This is a genomic window from Faecalicatena orotica (assembly GCF_905197545.1).
Classification (GTDB): Bacteria; Bacillota; Clostridia; order Lachnospirales; family Lachnospiraceae; genus Faecalicatena_A; species Faecalicatena_A orotica.
In genome coordinates this window covers 295,448-310,712 of record NZ_CAJJZH010000001.1, presented here as the reverse complement: position 1 = coordinate 310,712, position 15,265 = coordinate 295,448, and the positions used below count along the sequence as shown (strand labels likewise).

General features: G+C 47.7%; 11 protein-coding genes. 4 read left to right on the top strand and 7 right to left on the bottom strand.

Annotation, left to right across the window (positions count from 1 at the left end; genetic code table 11):
* Positions 1–199: 199 nt before the first annotated feature.
* The 6 genes from ABIN22_RS01295 to ABIN22_RS01270 all read right to left on the bottom strand — a co-directional run bounded on the left by ABIN22_RS01295 (position 200) and on the right by ABIN22_RS01270 (position 8,161).
* Positions 200–1,558, bottom strand: a complete 1,359-nt coding sequence (locus ABIN22_RS01295; protein WP_346906154.1) for an MATE family efflux transporter — start codon at positions 1,556–1,558, stop codon at positions 200–202.
* A gap of 66 nt (positions 1,559–1,624) precedes the next feature.
* Positions 1,625–2,668 (bottom strand): ABC transporter permease, encoded by a 1,044-nt coding sequence (locus ABIN22_RS01290; RefSeq protein ID WP_346906153.1) that lies wholly within the window; start codon positions 2,666–2,668, stop codon positions 1,625–1,627.
* Positions 2,658–4,190 carry a hypothetical protein gene (locus ABIN22_RS01285; RefSeq protein ID WP_346906152.1) on the bottom strand — a complete coding sequence of 511 codons (1,533 nt, stop codon included), beginning with the start codon at positions 4,188–4,190 and terminating at the stop codon, positions 2,658–2,660. The genes ABIN22_RS01290 and ABIN22_RS01285 overlap by 11 nt, the downstream gene beginning before the upstream one ends.
* Before the next feature lie 18 nt (positions 4,191–4,208).
* Positions 4,209–5,054: a carbohydrate ABC transporter permease gene (locus ABIN22_RS01280; RefSeq protein WP_109729690.1), complete on the bottom strand. Its 846-nt coding sequence runs from the start codon at positions 5,052–5,054 to the stop codon at positions 4,209–4,211.
* Positions 5,038–6,006, bottom strand: a complete 969-nt coding sequence (locus ABIN22_RS01275) for a carbohydrate ABC transporter permease (RefSeq protein WP_346906151.1) — start codon at positions 6,004–6,006, stop codon at positions 5,038–5,040. The genes ABIN22_RS01280 and ABIN22_RS01275 overlap by 17 nt, the downstream gene beginning before the upstream one ends.
* Positions 5,915–8,161, bottom strand: coding sequence for an extracellular solute-binding protein (locus tag ABIN22_RS01270; RefSeq protein ID WP_346906150.1), 2,247 nt, complete (start codon positions 8,159–8,161; stop codon positions 5,915–5,917). The genes ABIN22_RS01275 and ABIN22_RS01270 overlap by 92 nt, the downstream gene beginning before the upstream one ends.
* Positions 8,162–8,331: 170 nt before the next feature.
* On the opposite strand from ABIN22_RS01270, the gene ABIN22_RS01265 reads away from it, so the two are divergent.
* Both ABIN22_RS01265 and ABIN22_RS01260 read left to right on the top strand, forming a co-directional pair.
* Positions 8,332–9,015: a response regulator transcription factor gene (locus tag ABIN22_RS01265; protein ID WP_109729692.1), complete on the top strand. Its 684-nt coding sequence runs from the start codon at positions 8,332–8,334 to the stop codon at positions 9,013–9,015.
* On the top strand, positions 9,005–10,321 hold the full coding sequence (locus ABIN22_RS01260; protein ID WP_109729693.1) for a sensor histidine kinase: 1,317 nt from the start codon (positions 9,005–9,007) through the stop codon (positions 10,319–10,321). Before ABIN22_RS01265 ends, ABIN22_RS01260 begins: the two co-directional genes overlap by 11 nt.
* Positions 10,322–10,684: 363 nt before the next feature.
* Here ABIN22_RS01260 and ABIN22_RS01255 read toward each other — a convergent pair whose 3' ends face one another.
* Positions 10,685–11,698: a LacI family DNA-binding transcriptional regulator gene (locus tag ABIN22_RS01255; RefSeq protein ID WP_346906149.1), complete on the bottom strand. Its 1,014-nt coding sequence runs from the start codon at positions 11,696–11,698 to the stop codon at positions 10,685–10,687.
* 286 nt (positions 11,699–11,984) lie between these two features.
* Between ABIN22_RS01255 and ABIN22_RS01250 the strand changes: the two genes are divergently transcribed.
* Both ABIN22_RS01250 and ABIN22_RS01245 read left to right on the top strand, forming a co-directional pair.
* Positions 11,985–13,787: an aminopeptidase P family N-terminal domain-containing protein gene (locus ABIN22_RS01250; RefSeq protein WP_346906148.1), complete on the top strand. Its 1,803-nt coding sequence runs from the start codon at positions 11,985–11,987 to the stop codon at positions 13,785–13,787.
* A 49-nt stretch (positions 13,788–13,836) separates the two neighbouring features.
* Positions 13,837–15,255: a YfcC family protein gene (locus ABIN22_RS01245; RefSeq protein WP_346906147.1), complete on the top strand. Its 1,419-nt coding sequence runs from the start codon at positions 13,837–13,839 to the stop codon at positions 15,253–15,255.
* Positions 15,256–15,265 lie beyond the last annotated feature (10 nt).

Sequence of the window (15,265 nt, the reverse complement as noted above, 5' to 3'; positions counted from 1 at the left end):
TGACATGAACTTTCATATCGAAGTATGGTAATCATACCAGATAAATTTCAAAAAATCAATCTGGTATTACCATAAAATTTTTCTAAAATGTAACTAAGCGAATTTCAAAGGACGTTTCTGAAATAGTGAAAAAAAGAAGCGGCCCCGGGGCCGCCTCACTCTGTCAAACTATTTTAAATCTCTATTTTTCGCATTGTTCCTAACCTTCTGCGTCTTCTCTTGTCAGCTTCCGTATCCAGTTGCCATAATGTGACTCCAGAAATGCCGGCACGCATTTAAAGATCTGGTCCGCATTCAGGCAGCATACAACGACCGCCGGAGAAGCCTTTACAACAAATGCCATGACAAACGACAGCGGTATAACGATCATCCAGATACTGATGAGGTCCATTTTGACAACGAACATCGCATTCCCGCCTCCCCTGATGATTCCGTTGTTGGTCGGCATCTGGTAGGACATGCCTACACATACGACACTCAGGATGATCAGGAAGGTGTTCGCCATCTCTTTTGTGGATGCCGATAAGTCATACAGGCTCAGGATCGGAATCCGGATAAAGAATAAAATGATGCCGGACAAAACTCCTATTACAAGGAACAGTCTCTGCAGTTTTCCCGCGTACCGCTTTACACGGTCTATATCACCTGTCCCGACTGTTTTCCCGATGATAACAGATGCCGTGGAGGCGGCTCCCACAGCGGTGGACTTTACCAGCAGGAACACCGTTGAAGCCACGCTGTTTGCCGCGATGGCTGCTGATGTCATATGTCCCAGAATCGCCGTCTGCAAGGCCGTATTCACGCCCCACAGCCCCTGCACCAGTACCATCGGCCCTGTAATTCTGACATAATCGTTTCTCAGGACCTTATCAGACTGCAGGTAATCCTTCAGCTTTATTCTGAGATTCTTCTCCTTCTTCACCATATATATAATTAGGATACCACACTCCAGAATCCGCGCCGTCAGTGTACCCACTGCCGCTCCTGCAGTCCCCATCTCCGGAAAGTGGAATTTCCCATAGATCAGCAGGTAATTGATTCCGCAGTTTACAAAAAAGGTCATAATAGAAAGCTGAAATGCAATCTTCACGATCTCCGTACTGCGCAGTGTCGCAAGTAAAAGCTGCGTCACGGCAAAGAACAGATATGTAAACCGGATAATCTTTAAATAATTTACGCCTTCCTGTATGATCGGGCCATCTGTTGTGAAGATCCCGACTGCCTGATAAGGAAAGATACTGACGATAAGAAACAGAATCACAGCTACCGATAAACCGATCCGCATAGCGATAGCCGCAATCTTTTTCATCGGTTCTGTCTGCCTTTTCCCCCAGTACTGGCTGCCTATGATGACAAGCCCTTCCCCGAGCGCCGTTAATACCTGCTGAAAGACAAATTGTATCTGGTTCACCGCTGCCACACCCGCCAGGGATGTTTCACTATAAGCCCCCAGCATCATATTATCCGCCAGATTGACGCTGATTGTAATGACATTCTGTAAAACAAGCGCTGCATATATGGAAAAGAAATTCTTATAAAAACTCTTGTTCTCTGACAATTTTCCCTCTCCCTTCGTATAACATTTTCATTATACGCGCCTGTCCCTGCCTTTTGCAATTATATTCTAATCTTTTTCACGCCGCCTGTACAGGTACGCCCCCATCAAAAGCAGGCTCCCCCACGCAAGATAGGCACTGTTCCTGCTGTGTTTTATGAGTGCCGCATCCCCTGGAAGCTGCTTTGATCCGGCTATATTCTGTGCCGACTGCACCAGTTGTTCGGCCTTTCCCTGATAAAAGCTAAAATCGGACCATCTTTTCGGGATATAATCCAGACTAAACCGAAAGCTGAGTCGGATTCCGGCAAATATCAATGCGGCCAGGCCTATCCCCCAAAATGCAAGCAGCACATTCCTCAGTACGACTATTTCAACCATACTTATCTGCCTTTTCAGTACAATATATCCATAAATAATAATGGCCCAGACAGGAAGCGTCAGGAAGAGGAAATTAAAGGCTGAATAATCCCCTCCTGCCAGAACTGTATCCGGAGTACCAAACTCCTGCTGGATAAGCCAGCTTTCGGCCGCTGATACAGCGGTCCTGCTTTTATAGACCATTTCGATATTGGAAAACCCAGATGCATCCGGATTCTGAATCCACAGCATTTTCCTTTTTTCTTTGATAATACCACGTATCACATAATCCTCCTGGTTCACAGTCAGTGTTTTTCCGGCCACATCACTGCTCCCGAACAGAGCCCTGGCGCCTTCATCACTGATGGCGCAGCCCCGGTTGTCCCCTTTCGAAGGATACATGCCGTCTATACGCTGTCCGGGCAGAATTTTTTCCAGATCACCGTACCCCTCTATCAGCGAAAAATCCCCTTCACTGAAATATTCCCCTGCTGCCGCCTCAATCCGGTCTTTTATGTTCCAGAGAGTCACTTCCGGTATCTCACCGGCCTTCTTTTCTAAATTTGTCTTTCCTCCGCGAATCTGCTCATAATAACTGTCAAGCTGTTCTGCACTTACTGTATTCTTCTCAAACCTGACATGTATGATCGTTTCTCCTGCATGTATATAAGAATATTCTGCAACAGAAAGCACCAGAAGGCCAATGCTGAACAGGAGCAGTATTCTCTGTATATATTTTCTCTTACTGGTCAATTCGCACCCTGTCTCCTTCTTCTATTTCTTTGCTGCTTTCTTTGATTACCTTTGTTTTGTCCGTCAATGCTCCTTCCACGGCTACCCTGTTTAAGTCCTTTGCCTTTTTTACCAGACTGATTCTCTCCGTCACATATTCCTCGCCCAGAATCGTGTTTGTTTTTCTGACCGCAAGGCAGTATGCCCCTTTTGAATCCTCGCGGACCGCTTCTACCGGCAGAATCCAGTCATACCGGATATCGGACTCTTTCTCAATCACATACGCACCTTCCATACCATCCGAATATTCGTCCCCTTCTATCTTGGCGGTAATATACCGTATGTCATCCTGATTCTGCTTTGTTCCGTCACCAGTGCCCCCTGCCGCCCCGCTTTCATCCCCGGACCGGTTTTCCTCTGTCCGGATGCTCTGGATCTTCAGTTTTTTCTGTCCCTTCATGCCGGTAAATTCTGCCAGTATTGTATCTCCTTCTTTCAGCTTTAGGGCATCTTCTTTATCCACAGGGGCTAAAAACTCATAACTGCCTGTTCCGATCCGTATATATTCCTGTCCTGAAGTAACCATGCCCTCCGACATGCTGTTCTGCGTAATGGTTCCTTTCACAGTCGATTTTATAACGCCTTTCGCATCCATAATATCCTGCAGTCTTTTTATGACTTTCTCCTGCTGTCCGATATCTATCTTCAATCCTTCAAGGGTCAGGTCTGAGCTCTGCTTTGCCTTCTGTTCATTTGCATTTGTATTCTCATCCTCTGTCTGGGCAATCTCATATGCCGCCTGAGCCTGGTCAAGTGCATCCTGCATGGCATCCACACTCTGCTTCAGAGACTCAATCTGTGTCTGCTTTTCTGATGCTGCGCGCTCCAGTTCCTGATCAATGCTGCTGATGGTCTGGTCGTATGCCGCTTTTGCCTCCACATTCTCCTCACCGCCCTGCATCAAAAATGTATCATATGCCGTCTGTTTTTGCTCATCCGCCTTCCGCTGTCTTTCCGCCGCCTCCTGATTCTCTGTATTTACTGCTTCATCCAGTCTGGCAGATGCCTCCTGATAATTGTTCCGGGCCATTTCCAGATTCTTTTCTGCCAGATAGGTCTGGGGTGTCCGGGCGTCCGGCGTCTGGCTGATCTGCTCTTTCTCAAACTGCAGGCGCAGCTGTTCCAGTTTGTCCTTCTGCTGATCCAGTTCTCTTGAAAGCTCCTCTGTATCGATCAGTACAAGGGGATCTCCTGGTTTTATATTTGTACCTGGTTTTGTAACCTCCTTAACCCGCAGATTTGCGGGAACCGTCACCAGATCCCCCTTCGACGCTTTTATGCTGCCTTTTCCCTTTATCTTATATTTTAAATTTCCCGAGGAAGGTTTTTCAAGCCTGACCTTGGGGACGATCACTGAATCTGCTGCCCGTGACACAATAGTGCACAGTACCATCACTGCAAAAAAAATAGCAAGCAGTTTTCCCCAGAATGCTTTTGTCTTTATCTTCTCTTTTACGTTCTTACGCCTTGTTCTTTGAGTCATAACTGTCCAACCTCGCTTTTATTCTTTCAGCCCGGAAGCCGCAATTCCCTGTTCCAGATACTGCTGCCCCCACAGAAACAGAAAAACAGCCGGAAGCAGCATAACGATGGATGCCGCAAAAGAAACATTGATCTTATCGGATGTAATATTAGGTAAATACAGAGACAGCGGCCATAAATTCTTTGTTTTCAAAAATGTCATCGGTTGTTCAATGACATTCCAGTATTCCAGAAATCCCAGAATCATGGCAGAGATAATCCCCGGCAGTGCCATCGGGACCCCGACCATACAAAAGACCTTAAATTCACCTGCCCCGTCTATTCTGGCAGCTTCGATCAGTGAATCCGGGATTCCTGAAAATGCTTTTGACATGATAAATACCGGGAATGTGTTGAATATGCCGGGAAGGATAAGTGCCAGATGTGTATCCAGAAGCTGAAACTGCTTCAATACAAGGTATCCCGACACCATTGTTACCTGAAAGGGCATTATCATTAATATCATATAGAGAAGCATCAGGATGTTCCTGCCCCTGAATTTATAGCGCCCCAGTGCCCATGCGGCCGGTGTCCCGATTAAAAGCTGGCCGAGAAGGACTGGAAATACCTGTCTGCATGAATTCCAGAACATCACGAAGAATCCGGGGGAATCCAAAAGCAGTTCCACGTATGGTTCCAGAGTGGGATACTTCGGCAGCAGAGAAAAATGTGCCCTTCCGTCAGCGCCTGCCAGGACTGCCCCTGTATTTTCAATCAGCTCCCCCTTTCCCATAAAGGACTGCGCCGCCATGTACAGCAGAGGGAGCCATATAACGCTGCTCAGCAGGACTAACCCCGCCGTGATCCACCTATTTTTTCTTTTCATATGTCAGATGCACTCCTATTATAATCAGTGATGCAGCGGCTGCCATCATGACAGAGGCAGCGCTCATCTTTTGTATGTCAAGCTTTACAAACCAGTTATTAAAAAGGTGTTGCAGCATGTAGATACTCTTGTGTGGATAATCTCCGGCGATCAGATAGGCCTCCCTGAATACTTTAAACGAATTGACCAGTGATAATACAGCAATCATCGCCACAGTCGGTCTTAGAAGAGGCAGGGTAATGTGAAAGAAACACTCTTTTTTCCCCGCGCCGTCCATTCTGGCCGCCTCATAGAGAGAATCCGGGATTTCATTCAGTCCGGCCAGCCACAGGATCATGTCATACCCTGTGTTTTTCCAAAGGTAGCTGAACACAAGGACATAAAATGCAGATGGTCCGTTCATCCAGTCTGTGGGACTGATATGGAACCGCTCAATAAAACCGTTCAAAAATCCGTGGTTGTCAAATACAAGCCGCCACAATACCACGATAGAAGCGACCGGGATCGCCATCGGAAACAGGAATATCGTCTTAAGCAGCTCACGAAGCCTTGTAATACTGCTGATAAGAACAGCCACCGCCAGGGAAAGGAGTAAAAGCAGGGGGATACAGGTCACGATAAAACGCACTGTATTTGACACCGCCAGCTGAAACGAACTCTTCCCGATTACGGTCAAATAATTATTCAGTCCCGTAAAATTCACGCCCACTGCGTCCATAAAAGAACGCCTGAACACATCTAAGAACGGAAATAGGATAAAGATCCCCACTCCCCCCAGGCTTGGCAGGAGGAAAAGAAACCTGCCGGGGTACCGTATCCCCTTTCGTTTTCCCCCTGCCATATGCATAGAAGGCACCGCGCTATTCAGAAAGGTAGGTATCTGCTTTTTCAGCGATATCTTTCGCTGCCTCTTCGGCCGTTCTGCTGCCGTCAAAATATGTTTTTGCTCCATCCAGTATCATCTCTCCTATGATGTCATCCTTCTGTACCGGTTTTTTCAGTTTCTTTCCCATATCGGCCAGAGACTGTACCTCACTTCTGTGGGGAAGTGTAATATTCTCCGTCACTGGTTCTGTTTCATCTTCTTCGCCATCTGTAGCAGATGCTGCAGATGAAATACTTACACTGCCGTTGGCTTCATCGGGTTCTTCCTCCAAACTCTGTATCAAGGCTTCCATTGCCTTTTCATTCACCGGGAAACCGCAGTCCACATCTACAGTCTGTACGTCCTTGGACAACAACGTTTTTACAAATTCCCTGGCGAGCTCGGTATTCTTGGAAGCCTTATTGATTCCTACAAGGTCATGGGGGGTATAAATGCCATTCGTATCCGTTGGTTCTGTACCTGTTTTTCTCATGTAATGATAAGGCATCATCATACTCTGAATCCCATTGATTTCATATGATGCAATCGTATCCGTTTCCTCCAGGCTTCCCACCTTCCCGACATTCCAGCCTGAGTCCGGGGTTTGTGATCCTCCCCCAAAAAATATGGTTCCTTCCACGCCGTCCGATTCTACGGTTTTTCCTGCTGTCTCGATTAAGGAAGCAAGTAATTCTGTATCAATGCTTTGTTTTTCATCTACAATCTCATCATAGTAAATATTTAACAACAGGCCCATGACCTTATTTTTATCGGCCATCTCCATTAAATCATTCCATTTATGGTCTTTCATGTAATCTATCAGTGTATTTGACGACTTCAGTATCCTGGCTTTTTCACTGCTGCCCATCAGGACCGGGACACCATATCTGGTCGGAATCTGATATATTTTGCCGTTCTTTTCGTAAGGATCTGTTATATTCGCGCTGATTCCATCCTCTTTATCCACAGCATCCAATATGCCGCCCAGATCAGCTAATATACCTTTTTCAATATAAGACTCTGCCGGCAGACCATCCAGCATAATCACATCAGCGCCGCTGCCCCCCAGCAGCTCCGTATTCAGTGCACGGATGCTGTCCGCCTTTGTTCCGGTTCCCTCTCCGGCACTGCCTGTCTTGTATTCGATTCCCACATCCGGATTGTCCTGCTGGAACTTCGCAATCGCCTGCCGTACCGCACTGCTTTCTGTCAGCCCGTAAACAGTCAGCATCTGGGAAGGCTTAGCTTTTGCAGTCTTATCATATACATACCGGTAAAGCTGGTAAGTCGTCTCTCCGCCTGCAGTCTGTGTATGAAACAGTACCAGATATGTCCCTTTTTCTGTCTCCACAAGGTTTATGGCACCCGCCTGCGGAATACCGAATGCGGACGCGTTTTCACTAATCAGGTCCTCTGCCACACTTCCCCCTTTTGTCAGGTGGTGCAGCCCCTTGGAATCCGCATAAATGCAGTCATTCTTCTCATTGATTTTGACAATGCCGTCACTCGTCATGTCAGCATATTTGATTTCATCCCTCACTTCGCCGGTTGCTGTATCATAGTAGATAAAACCAGTCCCGTCCTGATTTCCCATGATGAGGTCTTTTCCGCTGACATCCATGAGCATGGACAGAACTCCGGTATACTCCCCGCTCTGGAAGCTCCTGATCAGATCCCCTGTCTTCTGGTCATACATCCTTACCTCTCCCGTAACCGGAAACGCAAGGAAGAGGTTTCCGTCGGAATCAACCGCCATGTTCGAAACAATCGGATACATATCCATATCTCCCTGGCTGGCAAGCTCTGGTATCACAATCTCTTCACTCGTGCCGTCCCCTGCATCTCTGACCACATGGGATTTATTCTCATTGTCAAAAAACAGTGCATATAGTTTACCGTCTTCTCCCCTTGCTATATTGCTGAACTCTCCTAACGTGCTGCCTGCATGATCCAGCCAGGCCGCGTCACCTTCTGTAAATTTACCGTCCTCATAGTGGTATGCCCCGTATGTTCCTGCCAATGTGTTATAGGTATAAAGCCAGGAATCACTCTCTTCCCCTGCAGTCAGCGCTATCACATTTTCTCCTTCTTTCACAGGAAGCTCAACTGGTTCCTCTACATATCTCCCCATCGCCTCCTGACCGCCTTTAGCATCTTTATCTTTTTTACCTGAACATCCCGTTATCCCGGCCGCTGCCAGCGCCACCGCAAGCAGTACTGCCGCAAATCTTCTTATTTTCATTGAATCGTCCTCCGTTTCTTTTTAGTACGTCTTTAGTCTAGCAAACATTTCTCTAAAAATCTTTTAAGGATTCTTAATGTTTTTACAGATTTTTTAGAGAAATCTTTGCTATACTATATTCAGCAGCTTCGCTGCTTTCATTTCTTTGAGAATAGAAAGGATCCGATATCGTGAGAATTTTATTGATTGAAGACGATCTGGAATTGTGTGAGGCCGTGCGCCTCCATCTTGTGAAGGACAACTATGACACAGATATCTGCAATACAGGGACAGATGCCTTGTTTTACGCATCTCACCAGGCATACGACGCCATCATCCTGGACCGGATGCTTCCGGGCGTTGACGGCATGACCATTCTGCAGTCCATCCGCAGGAACGGTATCCAGACCCCCATCATCCTCGCCACTGCCATGAATGATATCACGGACCGGATCGACGGTCTGGATGCAGGTGCAGATGACTATATTGTAAAGCCATTCGACGTGCTGGAGCTGATGGCAAGGATTCGCGCGCTGACAAGAAGGCCTGCCGCAATCCTCCCCGGACACAGCCTCACCTTCGGCGACCTTGAACTGTTCAAAGAGAAACACGAGCTTTCCTGCGGCGGGCAGCTTCTCTCTCTTTCTAAGAGAGAATCCGGCCTGTTTGAATATTTCATCAAAAATGCAGGGCAGGTCCTGCCCCGTTCCCTCATCCTTACACACATCTGGGGACCGGATACAGAAGTCGAGGACGGAAATCTTGATAATTACATCCATTTCTTGAGAAAACGTCTGAGGGCCCTCAACAGCCGTACTAAAATCGTAACCATTCACGGTGTGGGATACCGCATGGAGGAATCTGATGTTTCATAAACTAAGGAAAAAACTGACTCTGGCCTACACGGTTACGACCGGCATGGTCCTTGTCTGCGTTCTCGCAGTCATCCTGTATACGACAGAGCGCTCCATATCCGAGCGCAACATTGAAAACTTTGAAAAGAATATCATGGAGCTCAGTTCGAAGCTGCAGTACGGCAGCTCCATCTCCCAGTCCTGGCTGACAGATCAGGAAATAGAGAATCAGCTGATCATCCACATCGAAGAAAATACCGTTCCTTTCTTGTTTCCAGGTTCCTATACCACGAAGACGGACAGGGACCTCCTCGTAGAAAAGGCTAAAAACATGGCAAGCAAACAACAGGTCAGCCCGGATATCCCCCCTGTCTCCACCTCTCTCCAAAAAACAGACATCATGTCCCTAAACGGCGAAAATGGAGACTCTTATCTGGCCTATGTCATGGTCACGCCGTCGCAGACCGGTGGTTTTAAAAGCATGGTGGTCCTGCACGATAACCGGCAGAAAAAGATGCAGATCAAAAACGGACGCATCCTGTTCCTCACGACGGGCCTGTCCGGCATTGCCGCCATCTTTCTTGTGAGCTGGTTCTTTGTAGGACATTCCTTAAAGCCGCTTGCGAAAAACAGAGAAAAACAGAACGAATTTATCGCTGCCGCCTCCCATGAGCTGCGCTCCCCCCTTGCTGTCATTCAGGCCTCTTCCTCTGCAGTCCTGGAGGATACTTCCAGATCCGGGGAGTTCCTGGCGACTATACAGAAAGAATGCAGACGGATGGGGCGGCTTGTAAATGACATGCTGGTCCTTGCCTCCGCCGACACAAAAGGGTGGCACGTGGCACGTGAACAGATTGATATGGATACCCTGCTGTTAGACATCTATGAACATTATGAACCCCTGTGTTCAGAAAAACACGTTCCGCTTTGTATCAGCCTTCCAGACGAACCCCTGCCGCCTGTCCTCGGAGACAAAGAACGGCTGGAACAAATCTTCTCCATCCTGATTGACAATGCGCTCACCTATGGTACAGGGAAGGGCGGCACCGGCAGGAATCTGCCCGTAGAACTGAGGGCAGAAGTTTCAAAACACCATCTCTGCGTATCTGTAGCCGACCACGGCCCCGGAATCACAGATGAAAAGAAACCACAGGTCTTCGACCGTTTCTTCCGCACCGACCAGTCCCGCAGGGATAAGTCCCACTTCGGCCTTGGCTTAAGCGTGGCAAGAGAACTGGCACATCTGCACGATGGCACACTCACACTCACAGACACGGCCGGGGGCGGATGCACATTCACACTCAGACTAAAGAGAGGGAACTTTTAGGTGGCGGCGGGGACGCCTCATGTAAGATTTGGTGGCCGGGGCTGTATATGCCGCTGCGAAATACACACCGTGTTGCTAACGGATTCTACGAAAAAATGACACCTGAATGACAGGTACAGAGAACACATCACGAGAAATCTGATGATTTCTCGTGATGTGTTCTCCAAAAATATGATTCGGAATCATATTTTTCCCTGCCATTCAGATGTCATTTTTTCTAGAATCCGTAAGCACACTCTAGCATTTTGCAGCGGCATATACAGCCCCGGCCACCAAACCTTACATGAAGCTGGTCCATCCGACAGGCAGAAAATCATATCGCATGTCAATCATTAATAATGAACAAAACATTTCAACAAAAAATTAGCATAAGGTAGACTGTCTGTGGATGAGCCTGCATGTAAATTCCTGATAGGTAAACTCCTCTTCTTTTCCCGCCAAGATGGATAAGATCAGTTTGGCCGCATACCGCCCCATTTCGTGATAGGGGATGGTAATGCCTGTGACGGACGGGTATGTGATGGCGTAGAAGTCTACGTTGTTAATGAAGATGTTCTTCGGATGCTGGGGCAGTACGACGCCACTTTTCAGTATTTCGCGCTGGATCAGGTAACCAATATCGTAGTTATGGGAGATTGCGATATCGAATTCATGGGTGTCCATGTATGCCTTCAGCCCCGGGTAGATATTCTCGGGACACCGGTATTTCACCGGGATCACTACATGCTCCAGATCGCACTCCGGGTAGATTCTGGCGGCCATTTCTGCAAACTGGGGATATTTGTTGTTTACAAATACACCCTCGTTATCTACAGAGAAATACCGGATGGTCCTCAGCTGCTTCTGCCTGCAGAACAGGACGCATTCTTCCAGCACATCGTCGAAGGCGTGCGGCTTCGGTGATTTTTTTGAAAATACGCCGTCCATACAGACAACCACGTAGGGGATGTCATATTTCTCCGCAGGCTCTACAAACTTTTCATGTTCTTTATTAGAGATATAGATCAGCCCGTCGATCAGGTTTGATTTATAGCTGTTAATATAGGATGGTGAAGTGTCTTCCTTCTTCTCATAAAACAAGGTCAGTGTATAATTCATCTTATCCAGATATCTTCCGATACCCTCGATGGTATCGAGGAAAGACTGGCGGCTGTAGTCCCACGCACAGACGATGCCGATGACAGTACATTTCTTATTCCTCATACTCCGTGCCGCCTCGTTGGGGACATAGTGGTATTCTGCAATGACTTTTCTCACCCTCTCCTTTGTCTCCTCACTGATACGCTTATCGTTCCGGTCATTGAGCACATAGGAGACGGTCGCCTGGGACACTCCGCATATTTTTGCTATCTCTTTTGCTGTAATATTGCCTTTCATACAAATCCCCCGATTCAAAGTTAGTCGTAATGCCGTTATGTTTCCTGAAAGTTTTTTAAAAAATTGCACAACATTTTCCATTCTATCTTGTATTTCTTATTGATTTATGCTAATATAAATCTTGCTTATAGGTATAAGCAAAAAACTTTATTGTCATTATAGCAGTAATTTGTAAGCTCATCAAGGGCACAAATTATTTATTTTTACTTTTTTGCTTATACGATTAACCTACATTTCTGGTATTGTCAGCTGCCAGAATAACAAGGATAATGTCAGGAGGTTTTAAATGTCAGGAAAAGAACATGTATCTGCCCTCAGGGACCTGATGAGGCAGGAACACGTGGATGCAGTCTACATCGGTACTGCAGATCCACATCAGAGTGAAGGCGTCGCGACACACTGGCGTGCCATGCAGTGGTTCAGCGGATTTACAGGAACTACAGGTTACTGTGTAATCACCTTGGAAAAGGCCGCATTCTGGAGTGACGGACGCTATGCGGCGCAAATGGAGCGCGAGCTGGACAGCAGCGTCTTTGAACTCTGCAACACCTCGGTGCAGGGAACACCGGGATGGATGGAATGGCTTGTGAAGAATGTTGGCGCCGGTTCCGTTCTTTCTATGGACGGCGAGGTCTTATCCATTGCCGATTTCAGGAAATGCAGGGACTATCTGAAACAGTATGATATCCGTATCCGGCATGAGGCAAATTATCCCGGAATGCTTTGGACAGACCGCCCCGATATCCCGGATGCCCCTGTCTGGGAGCTCGGACTTCCCTATGCAGGCGAATCCAGAAAGGATAAGATTTCCCGCGTGCGCTCTGCCATTTCGGACAGGAATGCCGATTGTTATCTGGGCTGCTGTCTGGATGATGTGGCATGGCTTACGAATTTAAGGGGAGGGGACCACCCGATCTACCCGATTTTTCATGGATATCTGCTGATTACTCCGAAAGAAGTCTGCCTGTGTATGGACGAGGAAAAACTCAGTACTGCCATCCGCGCCCATCTGGAGGAAGACGGGATCAGTATCTTTCCGAGAAACGAGGTGTTCCCGCTTATTTCAAGGCTTCCATCCGGCAGCAGGATTCTGATGGATCCGTACAAAACAAGCCTGAAGCTTTTCGCTTCTGTCCCGGAAGATGTACATATCATCGAGCAGATGGATATCATCACTTACCTGAAAAGCCGGAAGAATCCGACAGAACAGGAGAATATCCGGACAAGCAATCTCAAGGAAAGCGCCGCGATTGTCCGTTTTATCCGGCATATTTATGACCGGCTGGAAACAGGTACTGTGACAGAATACGATCTGGTCCGGGATCTGGAGATTTTCCGCAGGATGGACCCGGACTACCTGATGCCTGCCAATCTGGCGATCATCGCTTATGGTCCGAACGCTGCCCTGCCCCACTACCGTCCTACCGAGGAAATACATTCCGAGGTAAAGAAAGAAGGAATGCTGCTGTTCGATATCTGTGCCCATTATAAAACCGGCACAACAGACATTACCCGGGTGATCCCGACAGGCCCGTGCACGGAGGAGATGCGTACCGACTACACACTGGCACTAAAATCCAATATTGCTCTGGCCACCCAGCGGTTTGTCTATGGAATGACCGGCGATGTCCTCGACGGAGTATCCAAAGCTGTCCAGTGGAATCATTCCCGCCATTTCGGGCACGGGACCGGACATGGGATGGGTTATCTGCTCTATGTACATGAAGGTCCGGGAAAGATCATTACCGAATTTGCACCGCCATTCCCGTATGCCAGACAGGTGCCACTCAATACCGGCATGCTCTTCTCCGATGAGCCGGGAGTGTACAAGCCGGGCCGGCACGGGGTCCGTCTGGAAAATAATCTTCTTGTCCAGGAAGACTGTGAGAATGAATTCGGGAGATTCCTCAAATTTGAGACTGTAACCTTCTGTCCGTTTGAACGCAGCCTTATCCTGACCGGGCTGCTGACAAAAGAGGAAACCGCGTGGGTGGACCATTACCACGAAGAGACTTATCACAAGCTCTCCCCTTATCTAAATGAAGAGGAAAAGATCTGGCTGAGGGAAAAGACACAGCCGCTTGTGTGAAGTTTCAGAATCTGACCAGTTATTACTTATCAAAAAGGAGTAAGAAAAAATGAATGAGAATAGTGAGAAACAAAAGAAGAAAAAATGGGATATACAGGTTCCACACACATATTTTATCATCTTCATGATATTGATTTTATGTGCGATACTCACCTATGTCCTTCCTGCAGGTTCTTATGACCGCGTGGAAAATGATACCGGGAGGATGGTCGTTGTAGCTGATTCCTTCCATGAAGTAGAATCCAACCCGATTTCTCTGATGGATTTCCTGAAGGCTGTCCCGTCCGGACTGGAGGCACAGGCAGCTCTGATCTTCTTCGTATTCGTCTGCGGGGGAACCTTCGGTATCTTCGACGAGACTAATGCACTGAATGTGGGGATCAATAAAATCGCCCACCGGCTAAACGGAAAAGAAACCCTGATGATTATCGCCATCACCACCATTTTCTCCATCCTCGGTGCAACGATGGCATTCGACCCCCAGGTAATTATGTTCATCCCGCTAGGTGTCGCCCTTGCCCGGCGATGTGGTTATGATGCCATCACCGGTATCGCAATGGTGCTCGGCGGTGTATACGTCGGATTCTCCTGTGGTGCCCTGAACCCTTATACAACGGCTGTTGCACAGGGAATTGCCGGTGTCCCGCTGTTCTCCGGTCTCGGTTTCCGTGTAGTATGGCAGGTTGTTACACTGGTCTTCACATGTGCATACATTATCCGCTATGCGAAAAAGGTGAAGGCATCTCCTTCTACAAGCTACTGTTATGAATTAGAGTTAAGTGAAAAAGAAGCACACGAGAAAGAACAGGCAAATTTCACTACAAAACTTTCCGTACGCCAGATTCTTGTAATCCTCGTACTGTTCGGAGGATTAGGATGTGTCGTATATGGTTCCCTCAAATTATCCTGGGGTACATCAGATATGGCTGCCGCATTCTTCGGAATGGGACTGCTCGCAGGTATCATCGGGGGACTTGGTGGAAACAAGATCTGTACATCCTGGATCAAAGGTGCTAAGACAATGGTATTCGGCGCCCTTGCTATCGGGCTTGGACGCGCCATCCTGATCGTCCTTGAAAATGGTATGATCATGGATACCATCGTTTCCGGACTTTCATCCCTGCTGCAGATGCTTCCGTCATCACTGATCTCGATCGGTATGCTGATCGCCAACGTAGTCATTAACTTCTTCGTTCCATCCGGAAGCGGGCAGGCTACACTTGTTATGCCATTCATGGCGGCAATCGCATCCCTGACAGGAGTTACAATGCAGACAGCAATCGTGGCATTCCAGGGCGGCGAAGGATTCAGTAACGCTGTCATCCCGACCAGCTCCACAACGAATGCCTGCCTCGGCGCCGGAAACGTAGGCTATGAGAAATGGGTCCGCTTCGCAATGCCGATGTTCCTGATCCAGCTTGTTATCTGCGCCGTATTCACAATCATTGCATCTGTAATCGGACTGTAAGAAAAAAGCA

What these genes read in the sequence shown, in the direction of transcription:
- ABIN22_RS01250 (WP_346906148.1), top strand. Translation starts at nt 11,985, where the DNA reads ATGTCAGGAAAAGAACATGTATCTGCCCTCAGGGACCTGATGAGGCAG.
- ABIN22_RS01285 (WP_346906152.1), bottom strand. Translation starts at nt 4,190, where the DNA reads ATGACTCAAAGAACAAGGCGTAAGAACGTAAAAGAGAAGATAAAGACA.
- ABIN22_RS01275 (WP_346906151.1), bottom strand. Translation starts at nt 6,006, where the DNA reads ATGGAGCAAAAACATATTTTGACGGCAGCAGAACGGCCGAAGAGGCAG.
- ABIN22_RS01245 (WP_346906147.1), top strand. Translation starts at nt 13,837, where the DNA reads ATGAATGAGAATAGTGAGAAACAAAAGAAGAAAAAATGGGATATACAG.
- ABIN22_RS01260 (WP_109729693.1), top strand. Translation starts at nt 9,005, where the DNA reads ATGTTTCATAAACTAAGGAAAAAACTGACTCTGGCCTACACGGTTACG.
- ABIN22_RS01280 (WP_109729690.1), bottom strand. Translation starts at nt 5,054, where the DNA reads ATGAAAAGAAAAAATAGGTGGATCACGGCGGGGTTAGTCCTGCTGAGC.
- ABIN22_RS01255 (WP_346906149.1), bottom strand. Translation starts at nt 11,698, where the DNA reads ATGAAAGGCAATATTACAGCAAAAGAGATAGCAAAAATATGCGGAGTG.
- ABIN22_RS01270 (WP_346906150.1), bottom strand. Translation starts at nt 8,161, where the DNA reads ATGAAAATAAGAAGATTTGCGGCAGTACTGCTTGCGGTGGCGCTGGCA.